We start from the raw sequence: 24,872 nt of genomic DNA on the forward strand, positions 1-24,872 counted from the left end.
ATAAGTTTTACTATTTTTACCAAAGTCAAAAAGGATTAAAAAATGTAATTAGCCATCTAATGAAGAAATCTATCTTTAAGATTATTGCAAAAATCAACAAGGCGCTTCTTCCCAGCTATTCAAAAAGACAATTAGATCTTAGCAAGGCCACAAAGCTTCAACTAGCTATAATTGGCTGGCGTGTGTATATTACCAAAAATGCTTTAGACTAAAAAAAAGACTGCCTATTGGCAGCCTTTTCAAAACTCAATTTAATCTATCGCTTTAGCGGTAAATTCTCTTTTTCAAATTGAAAATTGTTTAAAAACACATTCCTGTTTTTATATTTTTAGTTTCTTGTTACAGATCCCATTATAGTTTCAACAGGACCATCTCCCATATCTATAACTGTATGATCCATTGCATTTGCTGGTACCATATGTGCTAATGGCTTTAATGTAAATGGTGCACTACTATTATCTGGATATGGCTCTACGGAAATAACAACTGTTCGTCCTTTTAAGTCTGTTGGAAATGATAATCCGGCTGGAGCATTCTGTAAGTAATCCTCACCTGGATATCCTGGGCCATTTCCGGCATCTCCTTTAAATAATGATGTTGTTGCATTATCATCTGCTGAATCTGCGCTTGTAAATGTTCCTGTACTTATTGGTGTACCATCAAACACAACCCAACCTTCATATTTCCATCCATCAGCCAAAGTTGGCAAACTTAAACCTGCAACAAGATTTGGTGCATTTGTGTTATCCAAAAACCAAACTCCGCTAGCTTCATTTGTATCATCCATATCTGTAGGAGTAGCCAAAATATATTTTCCTGTTGAAGCTCCTAATGTAGAGATAGTACTTCCTGAACCAACTACAATATTATCTGAATTAACGTTTGCAACATTACCGGAAAAATCACCAGCTAATAGTTTAGTAGCTGCTGGCGCAGGATCTGGATCAATTGCTGGCTCAATTGATAATACAAATGTTGTAGCATTTTCTAATTGTGCCGTACTAACAGGAAATGTTTGCGGAAAAGAAACACTAGAAAAAGTACCTGTACTTACTGGCTGGCCATCTACTATTATCCAACCTTCGTAAACATAATCATTTCCTAATGCTTCTAAACCTTGAAGATTTAAAGTTAAATCTGACGTTGTTGACGTGTTATTATCGTCGTCATTGCTACAGGATACAGCAAATAAACTTAATGCCATTAATCCTAAAAATGTTTTTTTAATCATCGCTTGTTGTTTTTTAAAATTTCTTACAACAAATCTAGCACACCACTATTTTCTAAAATGTTAGCCAGCTAACAGTTGCTCATTTTTTTTTCAAAACTGACCAAAATCATTAAAAAACAACATCTTAGTTAGTAACTTATAAAATAAAACCTATTGTTATGATTAAGAATTTAGAACACAAACGATCCTCAGAGATTTTAAAAAACAATTACATAGGATATTTATCTTACATCAGTGGTAACAGGCCATATACTATTCCTATTACCTATTATTATAATGATGAAGAAAACTACATTATTTGCTACTCTGGTAATGGACACAAAATTAGATCTATGAGAAGACACACATCAATATCTATGACTGTTACAGATATCTACAGCAATAACAAGTGGCAATCTGTAATGGTACACGGTCAGTATAAAGAAGCCGAAGGAAGCACCTCTAAACTTTACTTACACGAATTTTCTTTAGGCATTAAAAACCTTGTCTTAAAAAAAGAACACAAAGACTTAGACTATATCAGTCAGTTTTCTAGCAAAACATTTAACATGGAAACTCCAATTGTATTTCTTCTAAACATTGATGATATTACAGGCAAGGTAAAGTCTTAAATTTCACAAATACTCAGCAAGATTATAATTGAGTTAAATAGAAGATATAAAAAAAGCAAGCATAATTTGCTTGCTTTTTGTTGTGACCTCGACAGGATTCAAACCTGTAACCTTCTGAGCCGTAATCAGATGCGCTATTCAGTTGCGCCACGAGGCCGTTTTAAAGTGGGTGCAAATATAATATAATTATTAAAAACCAACCAAACTATTTTTTCAAAATTGTAATTAGTATTTTTGAAACATGGTTACAAAAGACATTTTAGATCCTTTTTCTTATTTATTTGATGAAGAAATTATTAGCAATATATCTCAAATTGCTAACATAAAAACCTTTAAAAAAAACGATATTATTATTGATATTAAAGAGGAACTAAAATACGTTCCGCTCTTAATAAAAGGTAACATCAAAGTACTAAGAGAAGATAATGAAGGGAGCGAACTACTACTCTATGTTTTAGAATCTGGAGACACATGCGCTATGTCTCTTACATGCTGCATGTCTAAATCAGCTAGCAAGATTAGAGCTGTAGCCGATGAAGATGTTAAGCTCATTATGATTCCTATAGACAAGATGTACCTTTGGTACCACAACAACGAAAGCTGGCGAAACTTTATACTACAAAGTTACCAAACTCGCTTTGACGAAATGCTAGAGACTATTGATACTCTCGCATTTATGAAAATGGACGAGCGCTTACTAAAATACCTAAAAGACAAAGTAAAACTTTCTTCCTCTCCTTCTCTAGAAATTACACATCAGGAAATCGCTGAAGATATGCATACATCTAGAGTGGTTATCTCCAGACTACTAAAACAGTTAGAAAAAGAAAGCAAAATCAAACTCGGTAGAAATAAAATATCTGTTCTAGAATTTTAGTAACTTATGTAACAGAGACCTAAATTAAGAGTTCTATTTTTGCCTTAAAATAAATTTTATGGAATACATTTTAAAGCCTTGGCCATGGTACATTTCTGGACCAAGTATTGCTATTGTTATGTTTTTACTACTCTACTTTGGAAGAACCTTTGGCATGTCTTCTAACTTAAGAACTATATGTGCAATTGGTGGTGCAGACAAATATTCTGACTTCTTTAAATTTGATTGGAAAAGCCAACGATGGAATCTAATTGTTGTGCTTGGCGCTGTTTGCGGAGGTTTTATTGCTCATTTTCTTCTTTCAGACCCAACCAATATTAATCTAAGTGCTGAGACTATTACAGATTTAAACCAGCTTGGTTTTAAAAATGCTGGAGATAGCCTCTTACCTCCTGAGCTATTTGCCTGGGAAAATGTGTTAAGTTTTAAAGGTATATCTATACTCCTTATAGGAGGCTTGCTTGTTGGTTTTGGTACAAGATACGCAGGTGGTTGCACCTCTGGCCATGCTATTACAGGTCTAAGCAGCCTACAACTACCCTCTTTAATCGCTGTTGTCGGATTCTTTATTGGTGGTTTAATAATGATTCATTTAATATTCCCAATACTGTTTTAATATGAAGAAGTTTTTAAAGTTTTTTTTAGTTGGAATATTCTTCGGAATTGTATTAGTAAAGTCTGAAGCCGTTTCGTGGTATCGTATCTATGAGATGTTTAAGTTTCAATCTTTTCACATGTATGGTATTATAGCTTCTGCCGTTTTCACAGGCATCATATTATTATTAATTGCAAAAAAGACTCATCTCAAAACGATACAAGGCACACGCTTACACGTGCCTTTAAAAGACAAAGGTCTTGTGAGGTATATTGTTGGCGGCAGTATATTTGGTTTAGGTTGGGCACTTAGTGGAGCGTGTCCTGGACCAATGTACATTCTCGTTGGTACAGGTGCATTTTCTATACTCATCGTTATTTTTGGAGCACTAGTGGGAACGTTTTTATACGGCATTTTAAAAGATAAGCTTCCTCATTAATGAAGCACTTATGTAACAAATAATACAATAAGATTTTTTTTGCTTTTATAATTTAGCATAAATTTAAAGAGTGTGATAAAAAACTCACTTCTCTTAGTATAAATTAAAAATATTGACTTATGAAAATAGAACAATTATATACAGGATGTTTAGCCCAAGGCGCATATTATATAGAATCTGAAGGAGAAGTTGCAATCATAGATCCTTTAAGAGAAACTCAACAATACATTGATAAAACAGACGCTAATAATGCAAAAATTAAGTATGTTTTAGAAACACACTTTCATGCAGATTTTGTTTCTGGCCATGTAGATTTAGCTAAAAAAACAGGAGCTACTATCGTTTTTGGTCCTGGCGCAAAAACAGAATACAATATTCATTCTGCTACTGATGGCGAAGAATTAAAGCTTGGTGAGCTCACTATAAAAGTACTACACACACCAGGACACACACTAGAATCTGTAACGTATTTGCTAAAAGATAAAAACGGAAAAGACCATGCTATTTTTTCTGGAGACACCCTTTTTCTAGGTGATGTTGGTCGACCAGATTTAGCCATAAAATCAGATCTTACCGAACGTGATTTAGCTGGTATGTTATATAACTCTTTAAGAGAAAAAATTATGCCATTGGCAGACGATGTTATTGTGTATCCTGCTCATGGTGCAGGTTCAGCTTGTGGCAAAAACTTAAGCAAAGAAACTGTTGGTGTTTTAGGAGAGCAGAAAAAAACAAATTATGCTCTACGTGAAAACATGACCAAAGAAGAATTTATAGACGAAGTGTTAGACGGTATTACACCACCACCACAATACTTTGCTAAGAATGCTATGATGAATAAAACTGGCTATAACACCTTTGATGATATTTTAAAAACAGGAAATAACCCTTTAACTCCAGAAGAATTTGAGGCTTTAGCCAATCATGAATCTGCTCTTGTTTTAGATGTAAGACCACAGTCTGATTTTATTAAAGGACACATACCTAACTCAATTTTTATAGGATTAAACGGACAATTTGCTCCTTGGGTTGGTGCTTTAATTACAGATATAAAGCAACCTATCTTACTTGTTGTACCAGAAGGAAAATCTGAAGAAGCTGTTACTAGATTATCTCGTGTAGGCTATGACAATACATTGGGTTATCTTAAAGGTGGTATTGAGGCATGGAAAACTTCAGGGAAAGATATAGATACATTAGAGTCTATATCTGCCGAAGAATTTTCTAAAAGAGCAAAAGCCGATAACCTTAATATTCTAGATGTTCGTAAGGATGGAGAGTACAAAAGTATGCATCTTGAAAACGCTCAACATTTTGCTCTAGATTACATTAACAATCAGATGGACCAAATTGCAAAGGACAAAACTTACTACGTACATTGTGCAGGTGGTTACCGTTCTGTAATTGCGGCTTCTATTCTAAAAGCTAGAGGCTATCATAATCTGGTAGATATTGCTGGTGGTTTTGGCGCTATTAAAAAAACTGATTTACCTACAACTGATTTTGTTTGTCCTTCTACACTTTAAACTATGGAAGCGACTATAGAAATTCAAAATTTAAAATGTGGAGGTTGTGCTAACACCATAACAACACAATTGTCTAAACTAAATGGTATCTCTGAAGTTACAGTAAACAACTACAAAAATCTAGTCAGCTTTAATTTCAATTCTAATGAAGATTTAGAAGCAGTTAAAGTAAGGCTTTCAAACTTGGGCTACCCAATTGTTGGCGAGCAAAACTCACTTCCTAAAAAGGCTAAATCTTTTGTAAGTTGCGCTGTAGGAAGAATTACAAAATAAAAAAACCCCTCGATTGAGGGATTTTATTTTTTATACGATTTCTGCACTAAGTCCTGCTTGCAAGAGCTTAGAACATCTTGGTTTTAAATCTTCGTAAGCACCTGTTTTTACGGTACACTTACCTTTATAATGAACAATAATAGAACATTGTTCTGCTTGTTCTGGTGTGTGATCGCAAGCGTAGATTAGTGTATCTATTACATGATCAAAGGTATTAACATCGTCATTAAATAAAACAATCTCATTTTGTTTTATTACCTCTTCTTCAACAAGGAGTTCTTCTAATAATTTTTCTTTCGTCATAGTTGTATATGCTTGGAGTAAGATTTCTCTGTACTAAATCAATCATATGCCTCATCAAAACCTGCAAAGCATGATTTATTTATCTAATTTATGAATTTTAAAGATACCCAATCTCCTCTTTTTATTGTTTCTTTCAATTTTAACATGTGCTTGTTGCATAAGTCTTCTAACAAAGACACGTCTTCTTCGTAAAAACCACTCAGATACAACTCTCCGTTAGCATTCAAACACTTAGTATAACTTGGTATATCTGCTAATAGAATATTTCTGTTAATATTAGCTATAATTGTATCGTAGTGTTTATTCTCCAAAAGCTTTACATCACCTTCGTATACCGAAATATGTTCGCAATCATTTCGCTCTACATTCTCTAAACTATTAAGGTAACACCAATTATCTATATCTATAGCATCTAGCTTTGTAGCACCTACTTTTTCTGCTAAAATGGCCAAAACACCAGTACCACAACCCATATCTAAAACCGATTTATTTTTAAAATCATTTTTTAAAATATGCTGAATCATCATATGTGTGGTTTCATGATGACCTGTACCAAAACTCATTTTTGGCTCTATAATGAGGTCGAATTTTGTATCTGGTTTATCATGAAATGGAGCACGTACAGTTACCAAATCGTCTACAACTATTGGATTGAAATTCTTTTCCCATTCTGAATTCCAGTTGGTTTGCTCTATTTCATCAAACTCATAAGTAATCTTAAATTCTTCAGAATTAAGGATCTGAATGTCATCTAGAATAAAAGCATTCCAATCCTCTTTTTGAATGTAAGCAGTAACACCTTCAGAATCTTCTACAAAACTTTCAAACCCAGCATAACCGAGTTCAGCAATTAATATTTCTGTAGCAGGTTGAAGTGGTTCTACCTTAAACTCGTAACCTATGTAAATTGGGTTTTTCATTTAAAATGCATTTACTATTGCAAAGAAATCTTCAGCCTTAAGCGAAGCTCCACCAATAAGACCACCATCTACATCTGGTTTAGAAAAAATTTCTTGAGCATTATTTGGCTTTACACTTCCTCCATATAAGATAGACACAGAATCTGCAACTTCAGCACCATATTTTGCTGCTAATGTTTTTCTAATAAATGCATGCATATCTTGTGCTTGTTCTGGTGTTGCTGTCTCACCTGTACCAATTGCCCAAACTGGCTCGTATGCTAAAACAATTTGCTTAAAAGCATCTGCTTCTAAATGGAATAATGCGTTTTTAATTTGATCTTCTACAACAGTTTCTTCTTTTCCTGACTTACGATCTGCTAATTCTTCGCCAAAACAAAAAATAACTCTCATTTCGTTTTCTAATGCTGTATCAACCTTTTTTGCTAAGGTTTCATCTGTTTCATTAAAATAAGCTCTACGCTCACTATGACCTAATATTACAGTATTTACACCTATACTTTTTAACATTGAAGCACTCACTTCTCCTGTATAAGCTCCATTTTCTGCGAAGTGCATATTTTGTGCTATAACTTCTACATCGTAGTCTTTAGTCGATTGAAAGGCTTGCCAAAGGTTGGTAAATGTTGGCGCTATCATCACCTCTGCATCCGAAGTTTTTACCTGCTTTTTTATAGCATTAATTAAAGCTTCAGTTTGCGATAAATCATTATTCATTTTCCAGTTACCAGCAACAATATGTTTTCTCATAAGCCCATCCTAACCTTCCTACTTCGTCTACGCTCAGCATAAACTTCAGGAAGGAATTTTATTAGTTTTATTATTAAAATTTTGAATTACAAAAATAAGATAATAATGCATATCAGCAGAAGACAAACATCATCTATTTGTTAAGAGAGTTTTACCCTTGGGTCTAACCATGAGTATATAATATCTACTAAAATATTAATGGTTATAAAGACGATTGCAATGACTAAAACCGATCCCATTATCACTGGTAAATCTAGAGTGTTAAGCGCATTAACTATTTCTTTTCCGAGTCCATTCCACCCAAAAATGTACTCTACAAAAACAGCTCCTGCTAGCATAGAAGCAAACCATCCTGAAATTGCAGTTACTACTGGATTTAAAGCATTTTTTACAGCATGATTTTTTATCACCTTAAACTCGCTTAATCCTTTTGCTCTTGCGGTTCTTATGTAATCTTGACTCATTACATCTAGTAGCGAATTACGCATGAGTTGAATAACGACAGCCAACGGACGAATACCCAAAACAATAGCAGGAAGTATCAAATTTTTCCATTTTATGGTCATTTTTTCACCTAAATCATCTAATTCGTAAAGGCTACCTGTCATTTCTAAATTGGTGTATTTGTGCAACACAAAACCAAACAACCATGCAAACAGAATTGCGCTAAAAAAAGATGGTACACTCATACCAAACGTACTTAACACTTGTATGGTTTTATCTATCCATGTATCTCTATATAATGCTGAAATTATTCCGAAAATAATACCAAGAATTATGGCTATTGTAATGGCTGAGACTGCCAAAACAAAGGTATTTGGAATAGTTTCACCAATAACATCTGTTACTTTTTTGCCTTGCTTGGTGAAGGATTCTCTTAAGTAAGGTGTTTTTACAACCGTTGTAGTATTTCCGATTGTAAATAACCTTGCTGCATTATACTTATTAGTGCTTAAAAACGTATAATCTTCTGTGTTATTAGAGTGAAATGACACTGGAGATAAATCATTTAAGTAGTACAAAAACTGTGTTCCGATTGGTTTATCAAAACCATATTTTTTCTTAACAGCTTCAACTTGCTCAGCAGATTGATTTTGACCCAACATCATCTTTGCAGGATCACCTGGAAGAATGGTAAATAAAAAGAAAATAACAGTAACTACACCTAATAAGGTGATGAATGCATAGAATAGTTTATTTACGAAGTATCTTATCAAATTAAAGCTCTATATCCTCAATATCATTCCAGTGTGCTTTATTTACAACTGTTCCTTTTTCCAAAACAACGATACCTGGATTTGCACGGACAATTGTTTTAACCACTTTTTCATCACATAGATAAAAATCAAAATTAAGATTGTAATCTTGCTTTACGTTTTGTTTTTCGGTTTCACCAGAAGAGGTTAAGCCAATTACAGTATATCCTTTTTTAATAGCCTGGTCTGTAAAGGTCTTTAATTTAGCAACACCATCTGACTCGGCAGTTGTAATATTGTACATTGCAACCATTACCAGCTTATCTTTTTCCATAAAATAAGTCGTTAGGTTTTCATCTTCAGACTCAATAGAAAAATCTTGAATTGGTGGCACATAACCTTCATCTATTGTCTTTGTTTCAACACCAACATACTCGCCTTCTACAGCTGGATAACTTCCGTTGGTCACAAACTCTTTTTCTTCACCATTAACATTAAATGTCCATGTATATTCTAAAACTGGTTTTGCTGCATTTTCTGGAATTTCCATTTGTTTTGGTAAGTTTTTACCGATTGCATAAGCTCTAAAATCTATAGCTGGTAAATGCATTAACACATGGTAACCAAACCATAACGATACAATAAAACTAAGTAGCGCAATTACAGTTGTTGGTAATTTGGTAAATAGTGGTTTTATATGTCTTAAACCTGCTACCAAAATCAATATCAACACTAATAAAATGACATCTTTAGTAAAGCTTTCCCAAGGTGTTAATTTTAATGCATCACCAAAACAACCACAGTCTTTGACTTTATCGAAATATGCTGAATAAAAGGTTAAAAATGTAAAGAACACTATCATTGCCAACAAACTGTAAACTGTAAATTTTGGTTTGTAACCAATGAGTAAAAACACACCTAAAACAACCTCAAAAACTACAACAAAAACAGAAAGCAATAAGGCGTACGGAATCATAAATTCCATATTTAGTACGTCTGATCCAAAATATTCTTGCAGTTTATAAGAAAATCCTAACGGATCGTTAAGCTTTATAAATCCTGAGATTATAAATAAAACTCCAACTAATATTCTGCTTATGTGTGTGATGTATTTCATAAATATTAAATTCCAAAAATCAAAAACTAAATTCCAAACAATTAATTAAAGATTTAATTTTTTCTTTTATTTTAACTTGTTAATAATAGCCGAGAGTATTTTTCTAATTTCATTAGCTTCCCTTCTTAAATTTTCAATCCTATCATTTTCGTTTTCGTTTAACTCTTTCAATAGCCTTAACCAATATTCACTCACCTTAGCTTCTTTTCTTTAGATTTTCAATCTAAACTTTAAATCTTTATCACCGAGTTTTTCATTTCCTTCAATATAATTTGCCCCAACAGAACCCGAAGATTTCACCAATTGTTTACCATCTTCTATATTAGAAATTGTATTTTTTAAATCCCTTACCAAAAAACGACAATCTCTTGCAAAAACAAAAGTTCTCTCTTCTAAATTATAAATCTTATAATTTCCCAAATCTTTTGGAATTTAGTTTTTGTAATTTGAAATTTATTCACCTTCACCAAGATGAATCATTGCAAAAACAGCATAATTTATCATGTCTTGATAATTAGCATCTATACCTTCGCTTACAATGGTTTTACCTGCGTTGTCTTCAATCTGCTTTACACGCAATAGTTTTTGTAAAATTAAATCGGTTAACGAGCTTACACGCATATCTCTCCAAGCTTCACCATAATCATGATTTTTGTTCATCATTAATTCTTTAGTGAGTGCCACTTTTTCATCATAGAATTTTGTTGCTTCTTCCGTATCCATATCTGGCTGCTCTACAACACCTTTTTCTAACTGAATTAATGCCATAACACAGTAGTTAATGATACCTATAAACTCACTTACTTCACCTTCATCAACCTTTCTTACATCGTTTTCTTGTAACCCTCTAATACGTTGTGCTTTTATAAAAATCTGATCGGTAAGCGATGGTAATCTTAATATTCTCCATGCACTTCCGTAATCGCTCATTTTATTTACAAAAAGTGTTCTGCACTTTTCTATAACAGCATTGTATTGTTTTGATGTATCTTGCATATAATTCCGTAAAAATTTCTGTAAATTTCGCTTATTTAGTTTAAAGTTCAAAGTTCTGTATCCATTCATTTATTTCGGACTTAAAAGTTTATGAATATGTTAACTTTGGCTTTTTTAAAATGAAATTTTACAACTCTAGCATGACCATAAACTGCAAAGGCCAACTTATTGACATCTCTACTCCCAAAGTGATGGGAATCCTTAACGTAACACCAGATTCTTTCTATGATGGTGGACAATACAAAGACGAGAAATCAATTCTAAATCAGGTTGAAACGATACTTAACGAAGGTGCTGCTTTTGTAGATATTGGTGGTTACAGTTCGCGTCCAGGAGCAGATTACGTAAGTGAAGCTGAAGAATTAAGTCGTGTGGTGCCTGTTGTACAACTTATTCTGAAGCATTATCCTGAAACCCTAATTTCTATTGACACGTTTAGAAGTGAAGTTGCAAAAAAAAGTATTGAAGCTGGAGCGGCAATCATTAATGATATTTCGGCTGGTCATTTAGACGACAACATGATTGAAACCGTTGGACAACTTGGTGTGCCTTACATAATGATGCACATGAAAGGAAATCCTGAAACCATGCAGCAGCAAACCGATTATGACGATTTAATTAAAGACATTAACAGCTATTTTGCCGAACGTATTGCAAAAGCGCATGCTGCAAAAATCAACGATATTATTATAGATCCTGGTTTTGGTTTTGCTAAAACAACAAAACAAAATTACGAGCTCCTCAACAATATGGAGTTATTGCAAATTGTGGACAAACCCATTTTAGCAGGTGTCTCTAGAAAATCTATGATTTATAAAACATTAAATACAACTTCTGAAAATGCACTTAATGGCACAACTGCTTTACACATGGTTGCGTTGCAAAAAGGTGCAAAAATCTTACGAGTGCACGATGTAAAAGAAGCTATGGAGTGTGTCACTCTATTTAATCAATTAAAGCAGAAATAAATGAAAAAGCTTTTATATCTCTTATTGGTAACTGCATTTTTAAACTGCAACAACGAGCGTGTATTAGAACTACCAAAAATTGAAAGTGCAGAAATCACTGAAGTTTTAGATGTCTCTCATGCTTACATTTTTTATGATGAAACACAACCTGACTCAACGCTTTTTAACAGAAAAAACCTTATTGGCACAACAAACTGGCTAGTTAATGTAGATAAGCGTTTAACGTTAAAACAAGCTATTCCTCATATTCAATATCTACAAGATAAACGTAAAAAAGCTTCTATGCATAAGAATGAAGCCGCAAAGAATTACTTTACTTGTAATGATAAAAGTATTAAGAATTTGGGGTTTGTTGAGTTTTCTGATGTGAATTATTCTAATTCAAGTGAAATATCACAAGACTACAAGACATGTATAATGACAGTTAATAGCTTGAAAGAAATAACCTTTTCAAGCTCTGCAAATTTAAATATTAGTTTTTCAAAGGAAAACTTTTCTTCAGTATTACCAATTTTAAAATCTGAATTTGGTGAATCGATCAAACTTATTATGAGCTTTAATGAATCTTTAAGTTTTCAAGATTACATTACAATTAAAAACAACTTAGCTACTTTTCAAAATAGTATATCTAATAACGAATTCATTTATTAACATAAATTATTAAATTAGCAAAAAGCACTAACTTTGGAAAACTTACAACTTTGGGAATTTAGATTTATAGACTTTGTAGATGTTTTCCTAGTGGCTATTCTACTCTATTACATCTACAAGCTTGTAAAAGGCACAGTTGCTATCAATATTTTTATTGGTATTCTTATTATTTATTTTGCCTGGCGACTTACAGACTACCTGCAAATGCAGATGCTTTACAGCATTTTTGATGGTTTTATGAAGGTTGGTATTATTGCACTTATTGTAGTTTTTCAGCCCGAAATCCGAAAGTTTTTATTGCTCGTAGGCTCAACAAATATTGGTGGTAAAAAGGGGATTTTCAAAAATTTTAAATTCTTAAAAAACGACGACCAAACCTCTACAGATGTCGATGCAATTATAACGGCTTGCAATAAAATGGGTGCTACAAACACTGGAGCATTAATTGTTATTGAACGCAACAATAACCTTGACTTTTTAACTAACACTGGTGATGAGATGAATATTTTGGTCTCTCAACCTATTATTGAAAGTATCTTTTTTAAAAACAGTCCGTTGCACGATGGTGCTATTATTATTGATAAAAATGTGGTAAAAGCCACACGTGTGATTTTACCTGTTAACAACGAAAAACATATACCTGAGCGTTTTGGGCTGAGACATAGAGCTGCGATTGGTATTACCGAAAAAACAGATGCTCTTGCCATTGCTGTGAGTGAAGAAACAGGGCAATTATCTTACATTAAAAATGGTGAATTTGTGATGTTTAAAGACACAGATGATCTTGTAAAAAAGATTAAAGAAGACTTAAACTAAATGAACTGTAAAAATTGCAATAACACGCTTAAGGACACTCAGAAGTATTGCGATGAGTGTGGTGCAAAAGTGATTAACAATCGCCTGACACCTAAAGTGCTCATAAAACAATTAAACGAGCAGTTTTTATCTATTGACAATAAGTTTTTAAAAACATTTATTTCTCTATTCACTAAACCAGATAAGGTCATTGATGGCTTTATAAATGGACAAAGAAAAACACACTTAAATGTTGTTACCTACTACGCTATTTCACTTACGGTTTTAGGTTTTCAAATGTTTATTCTGAAAAACTTTTTTCCTGAATTTATTGAATCTCAAAGTTCAGCTTTTGATGAAAGTTTTAAAATGGCTGGAAACGGAAATAAAAATCTGTTTGAAAATTTCCCTGATGTTTTTAATAATTATCAAGGTGTTTTCTTTTCGCTTTTTATGCCTTTTATTGCTATTGGTACTTGGCTGATTTATCTAAACAAACCCAAATATAACTACACAGAGCACCTTGTAATTAATTTGTATCTAACAGCTCAAACAATTTATATTAGCTTTTTTGTATATATTTTGATGGCTCTCTTTGGTATTAAAGATTACCTTTTTATATCTATAATAATTACTTTGCCTCTAATAGTTTATGGAGCTTATGTCTTTAAAAAACTCTATTCTACAAAATTTATAGACGCCTTTATTAGATACTTTATAGCCTACATTTTATATATGATTGTATTTGGTATAATTCTGTTTGCAATAACTGTAGTAGTTGTTATTTATTTAATTTCCACAGGACAGCTTAACCCTTGATATTTCCTATATATTATATAACAACAAATGTGGTGTTATATTTAAGTGGTATGCTTTAGAAAAATATTAAAAAACCTACTATAAGCTATATTGCTTCGGCTTTTAAAAACTGAACTTCGTAAAGGTTTTTATAATACCCTTCTTTCTTTTTTAGTAAAGATTTGTGTGTTCCCATTTCGACAATCTGCCCAGCATCCATAACAATAATTTTATCTGCTTGTTGAATAGTCGCTAATCTATGCGCAATTACAATTGATGTTCTTCCTTTAGTAATTGTATCTGTAGCATCTTGTATTAATTGCTCTGAATACGAATCTACAGATGATGTTGCCTCATCTAAAATTAAAATACTAGGATTGGTAACATAAGCTCTTAAAAACGAAATTAACTGACGTTGACCTGAAGATAACATAACACCACGTTCCTTTACGTTGTAGTGGTATCCACCTGGCAGACTTGTTATAAAATCGTGTATACCAATAGCTTTAGCTGCCGAGACTACATCCTCTTCTGTGATGTATTCATTATTTAGTGTAATGTTGTTTAGAATAGTATCTGCAAACAAAAACACATCTTGTAACACTACTGCTATTTGATTTCTCAACGAGCTTAGAGTCATATCTTTTATGTCTGTGCCATCCACTCTAATATGACCAGAATCTATTTCATAAAAACGGTTCAATAAATTAATTATGGTAGATTTACCAGCTCCTGTTGCACCAACAATAGCCACAGTTTCACCTGCTTCAACATTAAACGAAACTCCTTTAAGGACTTCTTCATCTTTAATATAAGAAAATCTAACATTATCAAATTCTATTTTACCATTAAAATGATTGGCTTCAATAGTACCATGATCATTAATATTAGAAGTCGTATCTAAAACTCTAAAAACACGATCAGCAGCTACCATTCCCATTTGTAATGTATTGAATTTGTTAGCTATTTGATACAACGGCCTAAATAGCATTGGAATAAACATGGTAAAAGAAATAAGATCCCCTAAAGTTGTAGTCGCTCCAACATTTAAAGCTGTAAAACCACCTACCAAAATAACCAAAGCCATTGTAAGTGAAGACACAAATTCTGCAATAGGAAAGAAAATAGAATTGTACCAAACAGTCTTTAACCATCCTTTTTTATGACGCTCGTTTATAGCTTTAAACTTCCTGTATTCTGTTGCCTCTCGCGTAAACAACTGTAAAATTTTCATTCCTGTTACACGCTCTTGCACAAAAGAATTAAGGTTAGATACTTCTGTACGTACATCTTCAAAAGCACGTTTCATATACTTCTGAAAAATTTTAGTAGCAACTATAATAATAGGCATCGTTGCAAAAACAATCAAACTCAATTTTAAGTTAATAAATGCCATAAACACTGCAACAACTAACATCTTTAGCATATCACTAAATATCATAAACAAACCTTGCCCAAAAATATCTGCAATACGTTCCATATCGGTTACAGCTCTGGTAATTAAAACTCCTACAGAAGATTTATCAAAGTAGGTCATTTTAAACTTTAGAATGTGCTTAAAAAGTTTTACACGTATATCTTTTACAACAGACTGTCCAAGCCAACTTGCATAATAGATAAATAGTAGCTGAGACACTACTTCCAAAACAAGAAGCACCAGCATAATACCCATATAAAACATGAAACCACCATACTCTTTGTTAGCTATTTTTACATCTATTGCATCTTTTAAAATCCTTGGTCTAAGCGCACCAAAAACAGCTAAACCTACAACACAGACTAAAGAAATTATAAATACTGTTTTGTAAGGCTTTATATAATGTAGTAATCGCTTAAAAAGCGATGTATCGAATATTTTCTTTTTATTTTTTTCTGCCATCTTTAAGCCAAAATTAGCCCTATAAATGTTTATTCTTATCTAATATTTTCTGGGTATGCAATACGCACCAAATATAATCCATGTGCCGGAACTGAAAAACCAGCTTTACCTCTGTCTTTTGACTCTATTATTTGATGCAAATCTTCAGGCTTTAATTTTCCTAAACCTACATTAACCATTGTACCAACAACGGCTCGCACCATATTCCTTAAAAAACGATTAGCTTTTATGGTAAACAGTAGTTCAGATCCGTTTTGTACCCAAATAGCTTCCATAATATCACAATTATACGTTTTTACATCTGTTTTACTTTTAGAAAAGCATTGAAAATCGTTATACTCAAATAAGATTTTACAAGCTTTGTTCATAGCATCAATATCTAAAGGCAAATGCATTTGATATGAATAATCATAATCAAACACATTTTTTAAAGTTGAAACTCTGTAATGATATGTTCTACTTAAGGCATCAAACCTTGCATGTGCCTCAGCGTTAACACTAAAAACATCTTGTATTGCAACATCTTTAGGCAAAAAAGAATTTAACTTATAAGTTAAATCTTCAGGTTTAATTGGGTTATCAAAATCAAAATGGGCAAACATTTGAGACGCGTGTACGCCTGCATCTGTTCTACCTGCACCGACAATATCTATTTTTTCCTTTAGAATAGTACTCAACGCTTTTTCTATAACTTCTTGTACCGAAATAGCATTTGGCTGATTTTGCCAACCATGATAGGCTTTACCATTGTATGACAACTCTAAAAAATATCTCAAAAGATTGGCTATTTTTGCTTTTTAAAGTCACAAAGATACATAGAATCGTTAGTTAAAATCACAATATTATCTTAATGCAAAAGATACTGCTCTTATCAGACACACATAGTTACATTGATGACACTATTATAAAATACGTAAAGCAAGCTGATGAAGTGTGGCATGCTGGTGACATTGGAGATTTAAAAGTAACAGACGAAATAAAAAAATACAAGCCACTAAAAGCAGTTTATGGCAATATTGATGACACCAAAGCAAGAGCCGAATTCCCTTTGAATCTTCGTTTTCAATGCGAAGAGGTTGATGTTTACATCACTCATATCGGAGGATATCCTCCAAAATATAATAGCTGGGTTAAAGAAGCACTTCAAAATAACCCACCAGATTTATTTATTTGTGGTCATTCTCATATTCTAAAGGTAATGCCAGACAAAAAACTAAATCTTTTACACATGAATCCTGGTGCTGTTGGCAAACATGGATTTCATCAAAAAAGAACCATGCTACGATTTAATATAGAAGGTAAAAATATTAAAGACTTAGAAGTTATAGAATTTGACAGATAAAAATGAAAAACCCAGACGGCAGCGTCTGGGTTTTTCGCACTAATACTACTAAGATTTTAGGTTCTATCGTAATCTATCTACAGATTTTACAAGATCTTCGTCCTTTTTAATAGCCTTGTTTGCCAAGACTAAACACACAATAGAAAAAATAGGAAGAAGAATCCCAATACCTTTCTCAGAAACATTCGTTTCTCCAGATATATTTAGAGATTGATATACAAAGATTCCTAGTAAAATAAAGTTTAATATTATATTCACTCGTCCCATTACAAATTGAGACTTTCTATTTTTAAAACTAAAAATCGCGATTAAAGATAATAAAGCAGAAGCTAAAAACAAGCTTAAATACAAATAATCATTTGCTGCAAAAACTTTTACATCTTCTGTGTTAGTCCACAAATGAAACACAAATATTAGTCCTGCCGAAATAACAACAGATAAAAATAAATAAAGTGTTTGTATGCGCTGAATCATATCTTCAATTAAAAAATTGCGTTGCAAAATTAGCAGTTTATTTTTTAAAAAGATAGAAATTGTTTTAAAATAAAATTGTATTATTGCAATAGAATGAAGCAACACACTGGTTTGCATAGTTCTATCTTCCAAATTAATTTCACTTTTTTTCTTTTTATTTCATTTAGAAAATCTTGAATTAATAATATCAAATTATAATACATTATATTACATACGAATGTTTGAAATTTCACAGTTAAAAGCTAAAAAGCTTCCTGAGTTACAGGATATAGCTAAACAACTCAATGTACCTAAGTATCGCTCTATGAAAAAGCTAGACTTGGTATATCAAATCTTAGATTATCAAGCTGCTAATCCTGAAGCTGTAAAATCTACAGTTGAAACAGACTCTAAACCAGAGCCAAAACAAAACAAGCCTCAACAAAAAAGAGCGCGAGTACAGAGAAAACCAAAAGAAAATAACGATCAGAAGTCTATAGAATTTTCTGAGAAATCTGAGAAAAAGGAAAACTCTAAGCCTCAAGAAAAAAAGTCTAACAACGACGCTCCTCAAAAACAACAACGTCAAGACAATAAGTCTAACGATCGTAAGGAAGACAACAGACGCTCTAACAACAACAATCAAAAAAACGATAATAGACAAAACCGAAACAACAACAATAATAACAATCAAAAAAACAATGGTAATAAAGATAATAGAAACCGTTATCGTGAGCCAGATTTTGAATTTGATGCTATTATTGAAAGTGAAGGTGTGCTAGATATAATGCAAGATGGTTATGGATTCCTAAGATCATCTGACTACAACTACTTAACTTCACCTGATGATATCTATGTATCGCAATCTCAAATACGTTTATTCGGACTTAAAAAAGGTGATACTGTTCTTGGTCATGTAAGACCTCCTAAAGAAGGTGAAAAATATTTCCCCCTTATTAAGGTAAGTAAAATCAATGGCCAAGATCCTAATGTTGTAAGAGATCGTGTTGCTTTTGAACACTTAACTCCTCTTTTTCCTAAAGAGAAATTTAATATTGCTGAAAAACAAAGCACTATTTCTACAAGGATAATGGATTTGTTTTCGCCAATAGGAAAAGGGCAACGTGGTATGATTGTATCGCAACCAAAAACTGGTAAAACTATGTTACTAAAGGATGTTGCTAACGCTATAGCAGCTAATCATCCTGAAGTATATCAAATGATTTTACTAATTGATGAAAGACCTGAAGAAGTAACAGACATGCAACGTAATGTACGTGGCGAAGTGATTGCCTCTACTTTTGATAAAGAAGCGCACGAACACGTAAAAATTGCAGATATTGTTTTAGAAAAAGCAAAACGATTAGTAGAGTGCGGACATGATGTTGTAATCTTACTAGACTCTATTACACGTTTAGCAAGAGCATACAATACAGTACAACCTGCATCTGGTAAAATTTTATCAGGTGGTGTTGATGCAAACGCTTTGCACAGACCAAAACGTTTCTTTGGTGCAGCACGTAATATTGAAAATGGTGGTTCTTTAACTATCATCGCTACAGCATTAACAGAAACAGGATCTAAGATGGATGAAGTTATCTTTGAAGAATTTAAAGGTACTGGTAATATGGAATTACAATTAGATCGTAAGATTTCTAACCGTCGTATATTCCCAGCGATAGACCTTACTTCTTCTAGCACAAGACGTGATGATTTATTATTAGACGACAACACGATTCAAAGAATGTGGGTAATGCGCAAATACCTTGCTGATATGAACCCTGTGGAAGCTATGGAGTTTATAAACGATCGTTTTAAACAAACCAGAAATAACGAAGAGTTCTTAATCTCTATGAATGGGTAACACACACCGTATTCAAACAATTTTATAATGTAAAAAAAGCCTTGAATTAGTTTTCAAGGCTTTTTTATTAATTGATTCTAACAAACATAGTAATCAATTATAAATATATAGACACAAAAAAAGGCTTCCGAAATCGAAAGCCTTTATATATTCTTAGCAGTTTCTACGATTATAACGCAGCAACGTGTTTAGTTAATTGAGATTTTAAGTTACCAGCTTTATTAGAGTGGATAACATTTTTCTTAGCTAACTTATCAATCATACTAATAACAGATGGCAACATTGTTTTTGCCTCGCTAGCATCAGTTAACTCACGTAATTTTTTTATAGCATTACGAGTAGTCTTGTGCTGGTATCTGTTAAGCACTCTTTTCTTTTCGTTACTTCTAATTCTTTTTAAAGCTGACTTATGATTTGCCATTTTATTTTTTCTAATTAAAAATTGTAGCCCGTAGGGGAATCGAACCCCTCTTACCAGGATGAAAACCTGGCGTCCTAGCCGATAGACGAACGGGCCATTTGGTTATTATCATTCTTTAATGAACCAACAATGTTTCCATTGCGGGTGCAAATATACAGTACTTTTTCAATATTGCAACAACTAATTAATTTTTTTTTCAAAAAATTTAATATGCTTTTGCAAACAACACTCTTTGAGTTGACAAATTACCAGTAAATACGCACTTTCCTTCTTCTTTTTTATTTTCTAGAGGAATACATCGTATTGTCGCTTTTGTTAGATCTTTTATCTTTTGTTCTGTTTCTATAGTACCATCCCAATGCGCAGAAATGAAACCGCCTTTACTTTCTAATACTGCTTTAAACTCATCAAAAGTATCTACTTCTGTTATATGACTATTTCTAAAATCTAAAGCTTTATTAAATAAGCTGTTTTGAATCTCTTCTAATAAATCCTTTACAACAACATTAATTCTGTCTAATGCAACGATCTCTTTGGTAAACGTATCTCTTCTTGCTAATTCTACAGTTTCGTTTTCTAGATCTTTAGGACCTATTGCTATTCTTAATGGTACACCTTGCAATTCGTGTTGTGCAAATTTTGCTCCTGGTCGCAAAGTATCTCTACCATCAAACTTTACACTAATATTTAGTTCTCTTAAATCACTAGTAATTTGATCTGCTACTTTTTTTATAGCTTCAAATTGTTCTTCATTCTTATATATAGGAACTATAACTACTTTATATGGAGCTAAATTTGGTGGTAAAACCAATCCTTTATCATCGCTATGTGTCATTATCAACGCTCCCATCAATCGTGTAGATACTCCCCAAGATGTTGCCCAAACATAATCTTGTTTTCCTTCTTTGTTTGTAAATTTCACATCAAAGGCTTCAGCAAAATTTTGTCCTAGAAAATGAGATGTACCTGCTTGCAAAGCTTTTCCATCTTGCATTAAAGCTTCTATACAATAAGTATCTTCAGCTCCTGCAAAACGTTCGCTTTCTGTTTTTACACCTTGAACAACAGGAATAGCCATAAAATTCTCGGCAAATTGAGCATAGACCTCATTCATCTGAACAGTTTCTGCTATCGCTTCTTCTTTTGTTGCGTGTGCGGTATGTCCTTCTTGCCATAAAAACTCAGCAGTTCTGAGAAAGAGTCTAGTTCTCATTTCCCAGCGCACAACATTTGCCCACTGATTTACTAAAATTGGTAAATCCCTGTAACTTTGAATCCATCCTTTATATGTATTCCAAATTATGGCCTCACTTGTAGGTCTTACCACAAGCTCTTCCTCTAACTTAGCATTAGGATCTACTCTAAGCTTACCTTCATTATCAGGATCGGTCTGTAATCTGTAGTGCGTTACTACAGCACATTCCTTAGCAAAACCTTCGGCATTCTTTTCTTCTGCTTCAAATAAACTTTTTGGAACAAATAAGGGAAAATAAGCATTTTGATGCCCAGTTTCCTTAAACATCCTATCTAATTCTGCTTGCATTTTTTCCCAAATTGCATATCCGTAAGGTTTTATTACCATACATCCACGGACAGCAGAATTTTCGGCTAAATCAGCTTTTACAACTAATTCATTATACCATTTTGAATAATCTTCAGCTCTAGTAGTAAGATTTTTACTCATTTTCAAAGTTTTGGCACAAATATTGTGACTATGTTAAATAAAAAAATAGTTGCGCAAAACTAACTATTTTTGCTATGTTCAACAATAAAATATAAGAGATATGCAATTTAAAACCATTACTAAGCACAAATTGCCATTTTTTGTTGCACTCGGTTTGATTACCGTGTTAACTTCATGTGGTTCTTTTCAATATGCAGGTTACGATGATGACGGCATTTATTCATCTGAAGATTATAACACAACCGAGGTTGAACAACCTGTAGTTACAACGTCTACAAACGACTCTGATTACTATAAAAATTATTTTGCTGACTCCTCTGCTCAATTAGAAGCAGTTATGGAAGATAATGAGGTTTTTACTGACATAGATTCTTACGAGGGCAATTACTTAGAAAGAACTCAAGATACCATAGAGCAAAGACCTGTGTATGGTGGTTGGGGACAAAATAATGAAAGTATTACCATAAATATTATAGATAACGGCTGGTACGGCTGGAACGACCCTTGGATGTGGAATGCTGGTTGGGGCTACGGTTGGAATAATTGGGGCTGGAATAACTGGAGATGGAACTCTGGCTGGCGTTATGGATACGGCTGGAATAACTGGGGCTGGAACGCTGGTTGGGGCTATGGTTGGAACAATTGGGGCTGGGGACCTGGATGGGGCTATGGCTGGAACAATTGGGGATGGAACGGCTACCATAGAGGCAATAGATATGCCTATAATGCAGGGAGAAGAAGCTCTATGATAAACAACAATTACCTAAACCGTGCAAGCAGAAGCTCTTCTGCTTTATCTAGACGAAACAACTCTTCTAGCAGATTATCTCGTAGTGCAACAGGATCTAGTGTTGGTAGATCTAACTCTGCTGTACGTACATCCAGAAATGGGACAATAAGAAACTCATCTAGGTCTTCTAGTAGCAGAATATCAAGACCAAATACCAGTAGATCTTCAGGAACTGTTAGATCAGCAAGAAGCTCAAGATCTTCATCTGGTACTATCAGATCAACTAGAAGTTCGAGGTCTTCAAGTGGCTCTGTTAGGTCTTCTAGAAGTTCATCTTCAAGATCATCAGGAAGCATGAGATCTTCGGGTAGCTCTAGATCTTCTTCTAGCGGATCTCGATCTGGCGGAAGCAGTAGCAGACGCGGAAGAGGATAATTAGTACAGTTTTATAGCAAACACTTTTAAAAATTACTTATGAAAAAATTACTTATGCTTTGCATAGGCTTAGCTAGCTCATCTTATATTTTATCACAAGATGTATCAGATGCTGTTAGATATTCTATGGACGAAATTCAAGGAACAGCTCGTTTTCGATCTATGAGTGGTGCTTTTGGCGCACTTGGTGGCGACATGTCTGCCGTAAATATAAATCCGGCTGGATCTGCAATATTTAACAACAGCCATGCTTCTGCTTCTATTGGTGTTTTTAGTAAAAAAGATGACATCAATTACTTCAATGGACTTACAACATCGTCTAATTCTAATTTCGATTTAAATCAACTTGGTGCAACATTTGTTTTTGTAAATAGAGACGAAAGTTCGTCTTGGAAAAAATTCACGCTAGGTGTTGCTTATGACAGATCTGCTGACTTTGATGATAATTGGGCTGCTAAAGGCATAAACCCAGATAACTCCATTGGAAGTTACTTTTTAGGATATGCTAATGGAGTCAACGGACAAGGCTTAAGGTTAGATGAAATTTCAGCATTTGAAGGTGAAAGTTACTCCCAAGCATATTCTGAAATTGGTTCTTTCTACGGATATGATAATCAGCAAGCTTTTTTAGGCTATGAAGGCTATATTATTGATCCGGTTGAAAATACAGATGAAAACACAGCTTATACCTCTAACATTAATGGGACTGATTTTGACCAAGAATATTATTATGCTAGTAGAGGCTACAATGGCAAACTAGCTTTCAACTTTGCCACGAGCTATGAAGACAAAATATTTTTAGGTATAAACTTGAATACACATTTCATTAACTATGAAAGAAGCACATTTTTAAGTGAAATTAACTCTAACGAAAACTCAACAATAACTAGTGTTGATTTTGAGAATAATCTTTTAACAACCGGAAGCGGTTTTTCTTTTCAGTTGGGCGGTATCGCAAAAGTTACAGAAGCATTAAGGGTTGGCTTATCGTACAACTCACCTACTTGGTATAGAATATCTGAAGAAACATCTCAGTATTTAGCGACAGACAGTCCTGAAGGCAGCGCTATTATTAATCCTAATGTCATAAATATTTTTCCTGAATATAAATTACAAACACCTTCTAAAGTTACAGGAAGCCTAGCTTATGTTTTCGGAAAGCAAGGTTTACTAAGTTTTGATTACTCTATTAAAGATTATAGTGAAGCTAAATTAAGACCAACTTCTGATATTGATTTTTCAGCAACAAACAGCAGTATTAGCAATGTGTTAGACACAGCAAATTCATACAGAATTGGCGGAGAATACAGATACAAACAATTAAGTTTTAGAGGTGGCTATCGTTTTGAAGAAAGCCCTTACAAGAATGATTCATTCTATGGAGATTTAACTGGCTATTCGCTTGGTCTTGGTTATAACTTTGGAAATTTTAATATAGATATGGCTTTTAGCCAAGCTGAAAGAGACACAAATTATCAACTATATAATGTTGGTCTTACGGATTCGGCAGAATTTCAATCAAAATTCACAGATGTTATTTTAACTCTAGGGTTCAAAATTTAGTTACACTTCATAAAAGACTAACATTCTTTTAGAATAAGATAAACACTCAATAGCTATTAGCTATTGAGTGTTTTTTTTATAACGATATTCTTATTCAATCTATTTGACTGAACACAAAACAAAGTGTATTCAGTTTTAATCTATTTGACAACACCTGCTAGATTTTAATCTGAATGCAATCCATATAAGCCTCTAAATCATATCTAAAATAAATCCATACAATCACACAAAAAACAAAACCATAATAAGACATTAACAACAACAATAACTAAACATCCATAAAAAGATTATTACCAACAAAAACTAGCGCATAAAAAAAAGCCTGAACTTAATATTCAGGCTTTTCTCTATAATTATCTAACTACTTATCGTCGCAGTGTAAAATGGGCTTTGAACTCTTTAATTTGGTTGGTAAGGGGTTCTTCGTATTCTACTGTAAACCAGTAGTCGCTAGA

The 24,872-nt window shown here is 33.2% G+C and carries 27 protein-coding genes, 2 tRNA genes and 1 pseudogene; 15 read left to right on the forward strand and 15 right to left on the reverse strand.

What is annotated here, in order from left to right; all coding sequences use genetic code 11:
• The first annotated feature begins 59 nt into the window (after positions 1-59).
• Positions 60-212 (forward strand): SsrA-binding protein, encoded by a 153-nt coding sequence (locus tag P7122_RS11130; protein WP_278005877.1) that lies wholly within the window; start codon positions 60-62, stop codon positions 210-212.
• 116 nt (positions 213-328) lie between these two features.
• Here the strand turns inward: P7122_RS11130 and P7122_RS11135 are convergent, their stop codons facing one another.
• The gene (locus tag P7122_RS11135) at positions 329-1,231 is read right to left on the reverse strand and encodes an anti-sigma factor (protein WP_278005878.1); all 903 of its coding nucleotides are present in this window, start codon (positions 1,229-1,231) and stop codon (positions 329-331) included.
• 158 nt (positions 1,232-1,389) lie between these two features.
• On the opposite strand from P7122_RS11135, the gene P7122_RS11140 reads away from it, so the two are divergent.
• Positions 1,390-1,842 (forward strand): pyridoxamine 5'-phosphate oxidase family protein, encoded by a 453-nt coding sequence (locus tag P7122_RS11140; protein ID WP_278005879.1) that lies wholly within the window; start codon positions 1,390-1,392, stop codon positions 1,840-1,842.
• 83 nt (positions 1,843-1,925) lie between these two features.
• Here P7122_RS11140 and P7122_RS11145 read toward each other — a convergent pair.
• Positions 1,926-1,999, reverse strand: a tRNA-Arg gene (locus P7122_RS11145).
• An 84-nt stretch (positions 2,000-2,083) separates the two neighbouring features.
• On the opposite strand from P7122_RS11145, the gene P7122_RS11150 reads away from it, so the two are divergent.
• From P7122_RS11150 to P7122_RS11170, 5 genes are all read left to right on the forward strand, one after another.
• Entirely contained in the window at positions 2,084-2,719 is a 636-nt protein-coding gene (locus P7122_RS11150) for a Crp/Fnr family transcriptional regulator (RefSeq protein WP_278005880.1), read from the forward strand.
• Positions 2,720-2,777: 58 nt separating this feature from the next.
• Positions 2,778-3,335 (forward strand): YeeE/YedE family protein, encoded by a 558-nt coding sequence (locus tag P7122_RS11155; protein WP_278005881.1) that lies wholly within the window; start codon positions 2,778-2,780, stop codon positions 3,333-3,335.
• A 1-nt stretch (position 3,336) separates the two neighbouring features.
• Complete coding sequence (locus tag P7122_RS11160) at positions 3,337-3,753, forward strand: DUF6691 family protein (RefSeq protein WP_278005882.1); 417 nt, start codon at positions 3,337-3,339, stop codon at positions 3,751-3,753.
• Between the two features lie 119 nt (positions 3,754-3,872).
• Entirely contained in the window at positions 3,873-5,279 is a 1,407-nt protein-coding gene (locus tag P7122_RS11165; protein WP_278005883.1) for an MBL fold metallo-hydrolase, read from the forward strand.
• A gap of 3 nt (positions 5,280-5,282) precedes the next feature.
• Entirely contained in the window at positions 5,283-5,552 is a 270-nt protein-coding gene (locus P7122_RS11170; protein WP_278005884.1) for a heavy-metal-associated domain-containing protein, read from the forward strand.
• Positions 5,553-5,582: 30 nt separating this feature from the next.
• On the opposite strand, the gene P7122_RS11175 is transcribed toward P7122_RS11170, so the two are convergent.
• From P7122_RS11175 to P7122_RS11205, 7 genes and pseudogenes are all read right to left on the reverse strand, one after another.
• Positions 5,583-5,855, reverse strand: coding sequence for an ATP-dependent Clp protease adaptor ClpS (locus P7122_RS11175; protein WP_278005885.1), 273 nt, complete (start codon positions 5,853-5,855; stop codon positions 5,583-5,585).
• A gap of 83 nt (positions 5,856-5,938) precedes the next feature.
• Entirely contained in the window at positions 5,939-6,775 is an 837-nt protein-coding gene (prmA, locus tag P7122_RS11180) for a 50S ribosomal protein L11 methyltransferase (RefSeq protein ID WP_278005886.1), read from the reverse strand.
• Positions 6,776-7,525 (reverse strand): triose-phosphate isomerase, encoded by a 750-nt coding sequence (tpiA, locus tag P7122_RS11185; protein ID WP_278005887.1) that lies wholly within the window; start codon positions 7,523-7,525, stop codon positions 6,776-6,778.
• Positions 7,526-7,665: 140 nt separating this feature from the next.
• The gene (locus P7122_RS11190) at positions 7,666-8,742 is read right to left on the reverse strand and encodes an ABC transporter permease (protein WP_278005888.1); all 1,077 of its coding nucleotides are present in this window, start codon (positions 8,740-8,742) and stop codon (positions 7,666-7,668) included.
• Position 8,743: 1 nt separating this feature from the next.
• Entirely contained in the window at positions 8,744-9,838 is a 1,095-nt protein-coding gene (locus P7122_RS11195) for a BT_3928 family protein (RefSeq protein WP_278005889.1), read from the reverse strand.
• Between the two features lie 66 nt (positions 9,839-9,904).
• A pseudogene (locus P7122_RS11200) lies at positions 9,905-10,258 on the reverse strand (four helix bundle protein).
• A gap of 33 nt (positions 10,259-10,291) precedes the next feature.
• Positions 10,292-10,834 (reverse strand): DUF1599 domain-containing protein, encoded by a 543-nt coding sequence (locus P7122_RS11205; RefSeq protein ID WP_278005890.1) that lies wholly within the window; start codon positions 10,832-10,834, stop codon positions 10,292-10,294.
• A 140-nt stretch (positions 10,835-10,974) separates the two neighbouring features.
• On the opposite strand from P7122_RS11205, the gene folP reads away from it, so the two are divergent.
• From folP to P7122_RS11225, 4 genes are read left to right on the forward strand one after another with little or no spacing between them, the layout of a single operon-like run.
• Positions 10,975-11,802, forward strand: coding sequence for a dihydropteroate synthase (folP, locus tag P7122_RS11210; RefSeq protein ID WP_278005906.1), 828 nt, complete (start codon positions 10,975-10,977; stop codon positions 11,800-11,802).
• Positions 11,803-12,453 carry a hypothetical protein gene (locus P7122_RS11215; protein ID WP_278005891.1) on the forward strand — a complete coding sequence of 217 codons (651 nt, stop codon included), beginning with the start codon at positions 11,803-11,805 and terminating at the stop codon, positions 12,451-12,453.
• A 33-nt stretch (positions 12,454-12,486) separates the two neighbouring features.
• Positions 12,487-13,269 carry a diadenylate cyclase CdaA gene (gene cdaA / locus P7122_RS11220; protein WP_278005892.1) on the forward strand — a complete coding sequence of 261 codons (783 nt, stop codon included), beginning with the start codon at positions 12,487-12,489 and terminating at the stop codon, positions 13,267-13,269.
• On the forward strand, positions 13,270-14,067 hold the full coding sequence (locus P7122_RS11225; RefSeq protein WP_278005893.1) for a DUF3667 domain-containing protein: 798 nt from the start codon (positions 13,270-13,272) through the stop codon (positions 14,065-14,067).
• A gap of 85 nt (positions 14,068-14,152) precedes the next feature.
• Here the strand turns inward: P7122_RS11225 and P7122_RS11230 are convergent, their stop codons facing one another.
• Entirely contained in the window at positions 14,153-15,925 is a 1,773-nt protein-coding gene (locus P7122_RS11230) for an ABC transporter ATP-binding protein (RefSeq protein ID WP_278005894.1), read from the reverse strand.
• A 35-nt stretch (positions 15,926-15,960) separates the two neighbouring features.
• Entirely contained in the window at positions 15,961-16,701 is a 741-nt protein-coding gene (gene truA / locus P7122_RS11235) for a tRNA pseudouridine(38-40) synthase TruA (protein WP_278005895.1), read from the reverse strand.
• A gap of 74 nt (positions 16,702-16,775) precedes the next feature.
• On the opposite strand from truA, the gene P7122_RS11240 reads away from it, so the two are divergent.
• Entirely contained in the window at positions 16,776-17,267 is a 492-nt protein-coding gene (locus tag P7122_RS11240) for a metallophosphoesterase family protein (protein ID WP_278005896.1), read from the forward strand.
• Between the two features lie 63 nt (positions 17,268-17,330).
• Here the strand turns inward: P7122_RS11240 and P7122_RS11245 are convergent, their stop codons facing one another.
• Positions 17,331-17,741: a DUF4293 domain-containing protein gene (locus tag P7122_RS11245; RefSeq protein WP_278005907.1), complete on the reverse strand. Its 411-nt coding sequence runs from the start codon at positions 17,739-17,741 to the stop codon at positions 17,331-17,333.
• A gap of 217 nt (positions 17,742-17,958) precedes the next feature.
• Between P7122_RS11245 and rho the strand changes: the two genes are divergently transcribed.
• On the forward strand, positions 17,959-19,584 hold the full coding sequence (gene rho, locus P7122_RS11250; protein ID WP_278005897.1) for a transcription termination factor Rho: 1,626 nt from the start codon (positions 17,959-17,961) through the stop codon (positions 19,582-19,584).
• 169 nt (positions 19,585-19,753) lie between these two features.
• Here the strand turns inward: rho and rpsT are convergent, their stop codons facing one another.
• The 3 genes from rpsT to proS form a co-directional block, all read right to left on the reverse strand.
• Positions 19,754-20,005 carry a 30S ribosomal protein S20 gene (rpsT, locus tag P7122_RS11255; RefSeq protein ID WP_278005898.1) on the reverse strand — a complete coding sequence of 84 codons (252 nt, stop codon included), beginning with the start codon at positions 20,003-20,005 and terminating at the stop codon, positions 19,754-19,756.
• Positions 20,006-20,029: 24 nt separating this feature from the next.
• Positions 20,030-20,101, reverse strand: a tRNA-Glu gene (locus tag P7122_RS11260).
• Between the two features lie 109 nt (positions 20,102-20,210).
• Positions 20,211-21,689, reverse strand: coding sequence for a proline--tRNA ligase (gene proS, locus P7122_RS11265; protein WP_278005899.1), 1,479 nt, complete (start codon positions 21,687-21,689; stop codon positions 20,211-20,213).
• 100 nt (positions 21,690-21,789) lie between these two features.
• Between proS and P7122_RS11270 the strand changes: the two genes are divergently transcribed.
• Positions 21,790-22,854: a hypothetical protein gene (locus tag P7122_RS11270; RefSeq protein ID WP_278005900.1), complete on the forward strand. Its 1,065-nt coding sequence runs from the start codon at positions 21,790-21,792 to the stop codon at positions 22,852-22,854.
• A 39-nt stretch (positions 22,855-22,893) separates the two neighbouring features.
• Complete coding sequence (locus tag P7122_RS11275) at positions 22,894-24,417, forward strand: OmpP1/FadL family transporter (protein WP_278005901.1); 1,524 nt, start codon at positions 22,894-22,896, stop codon at positions 24,415-24,417.
• Positions 24,418-24,872: the final 455 nt, after the last annotated feature.

The sequence above is a fragment of the Winogradskyella marincola genome, from assembly GCF_029624125.1.
GTDB classification, from domain to species: Bacteria; Bacteroidota; Bacteroidia; order Flavobacteriales; family Flavobacteriaceae; genus Winogradskyella; species Winogradskyella marincola.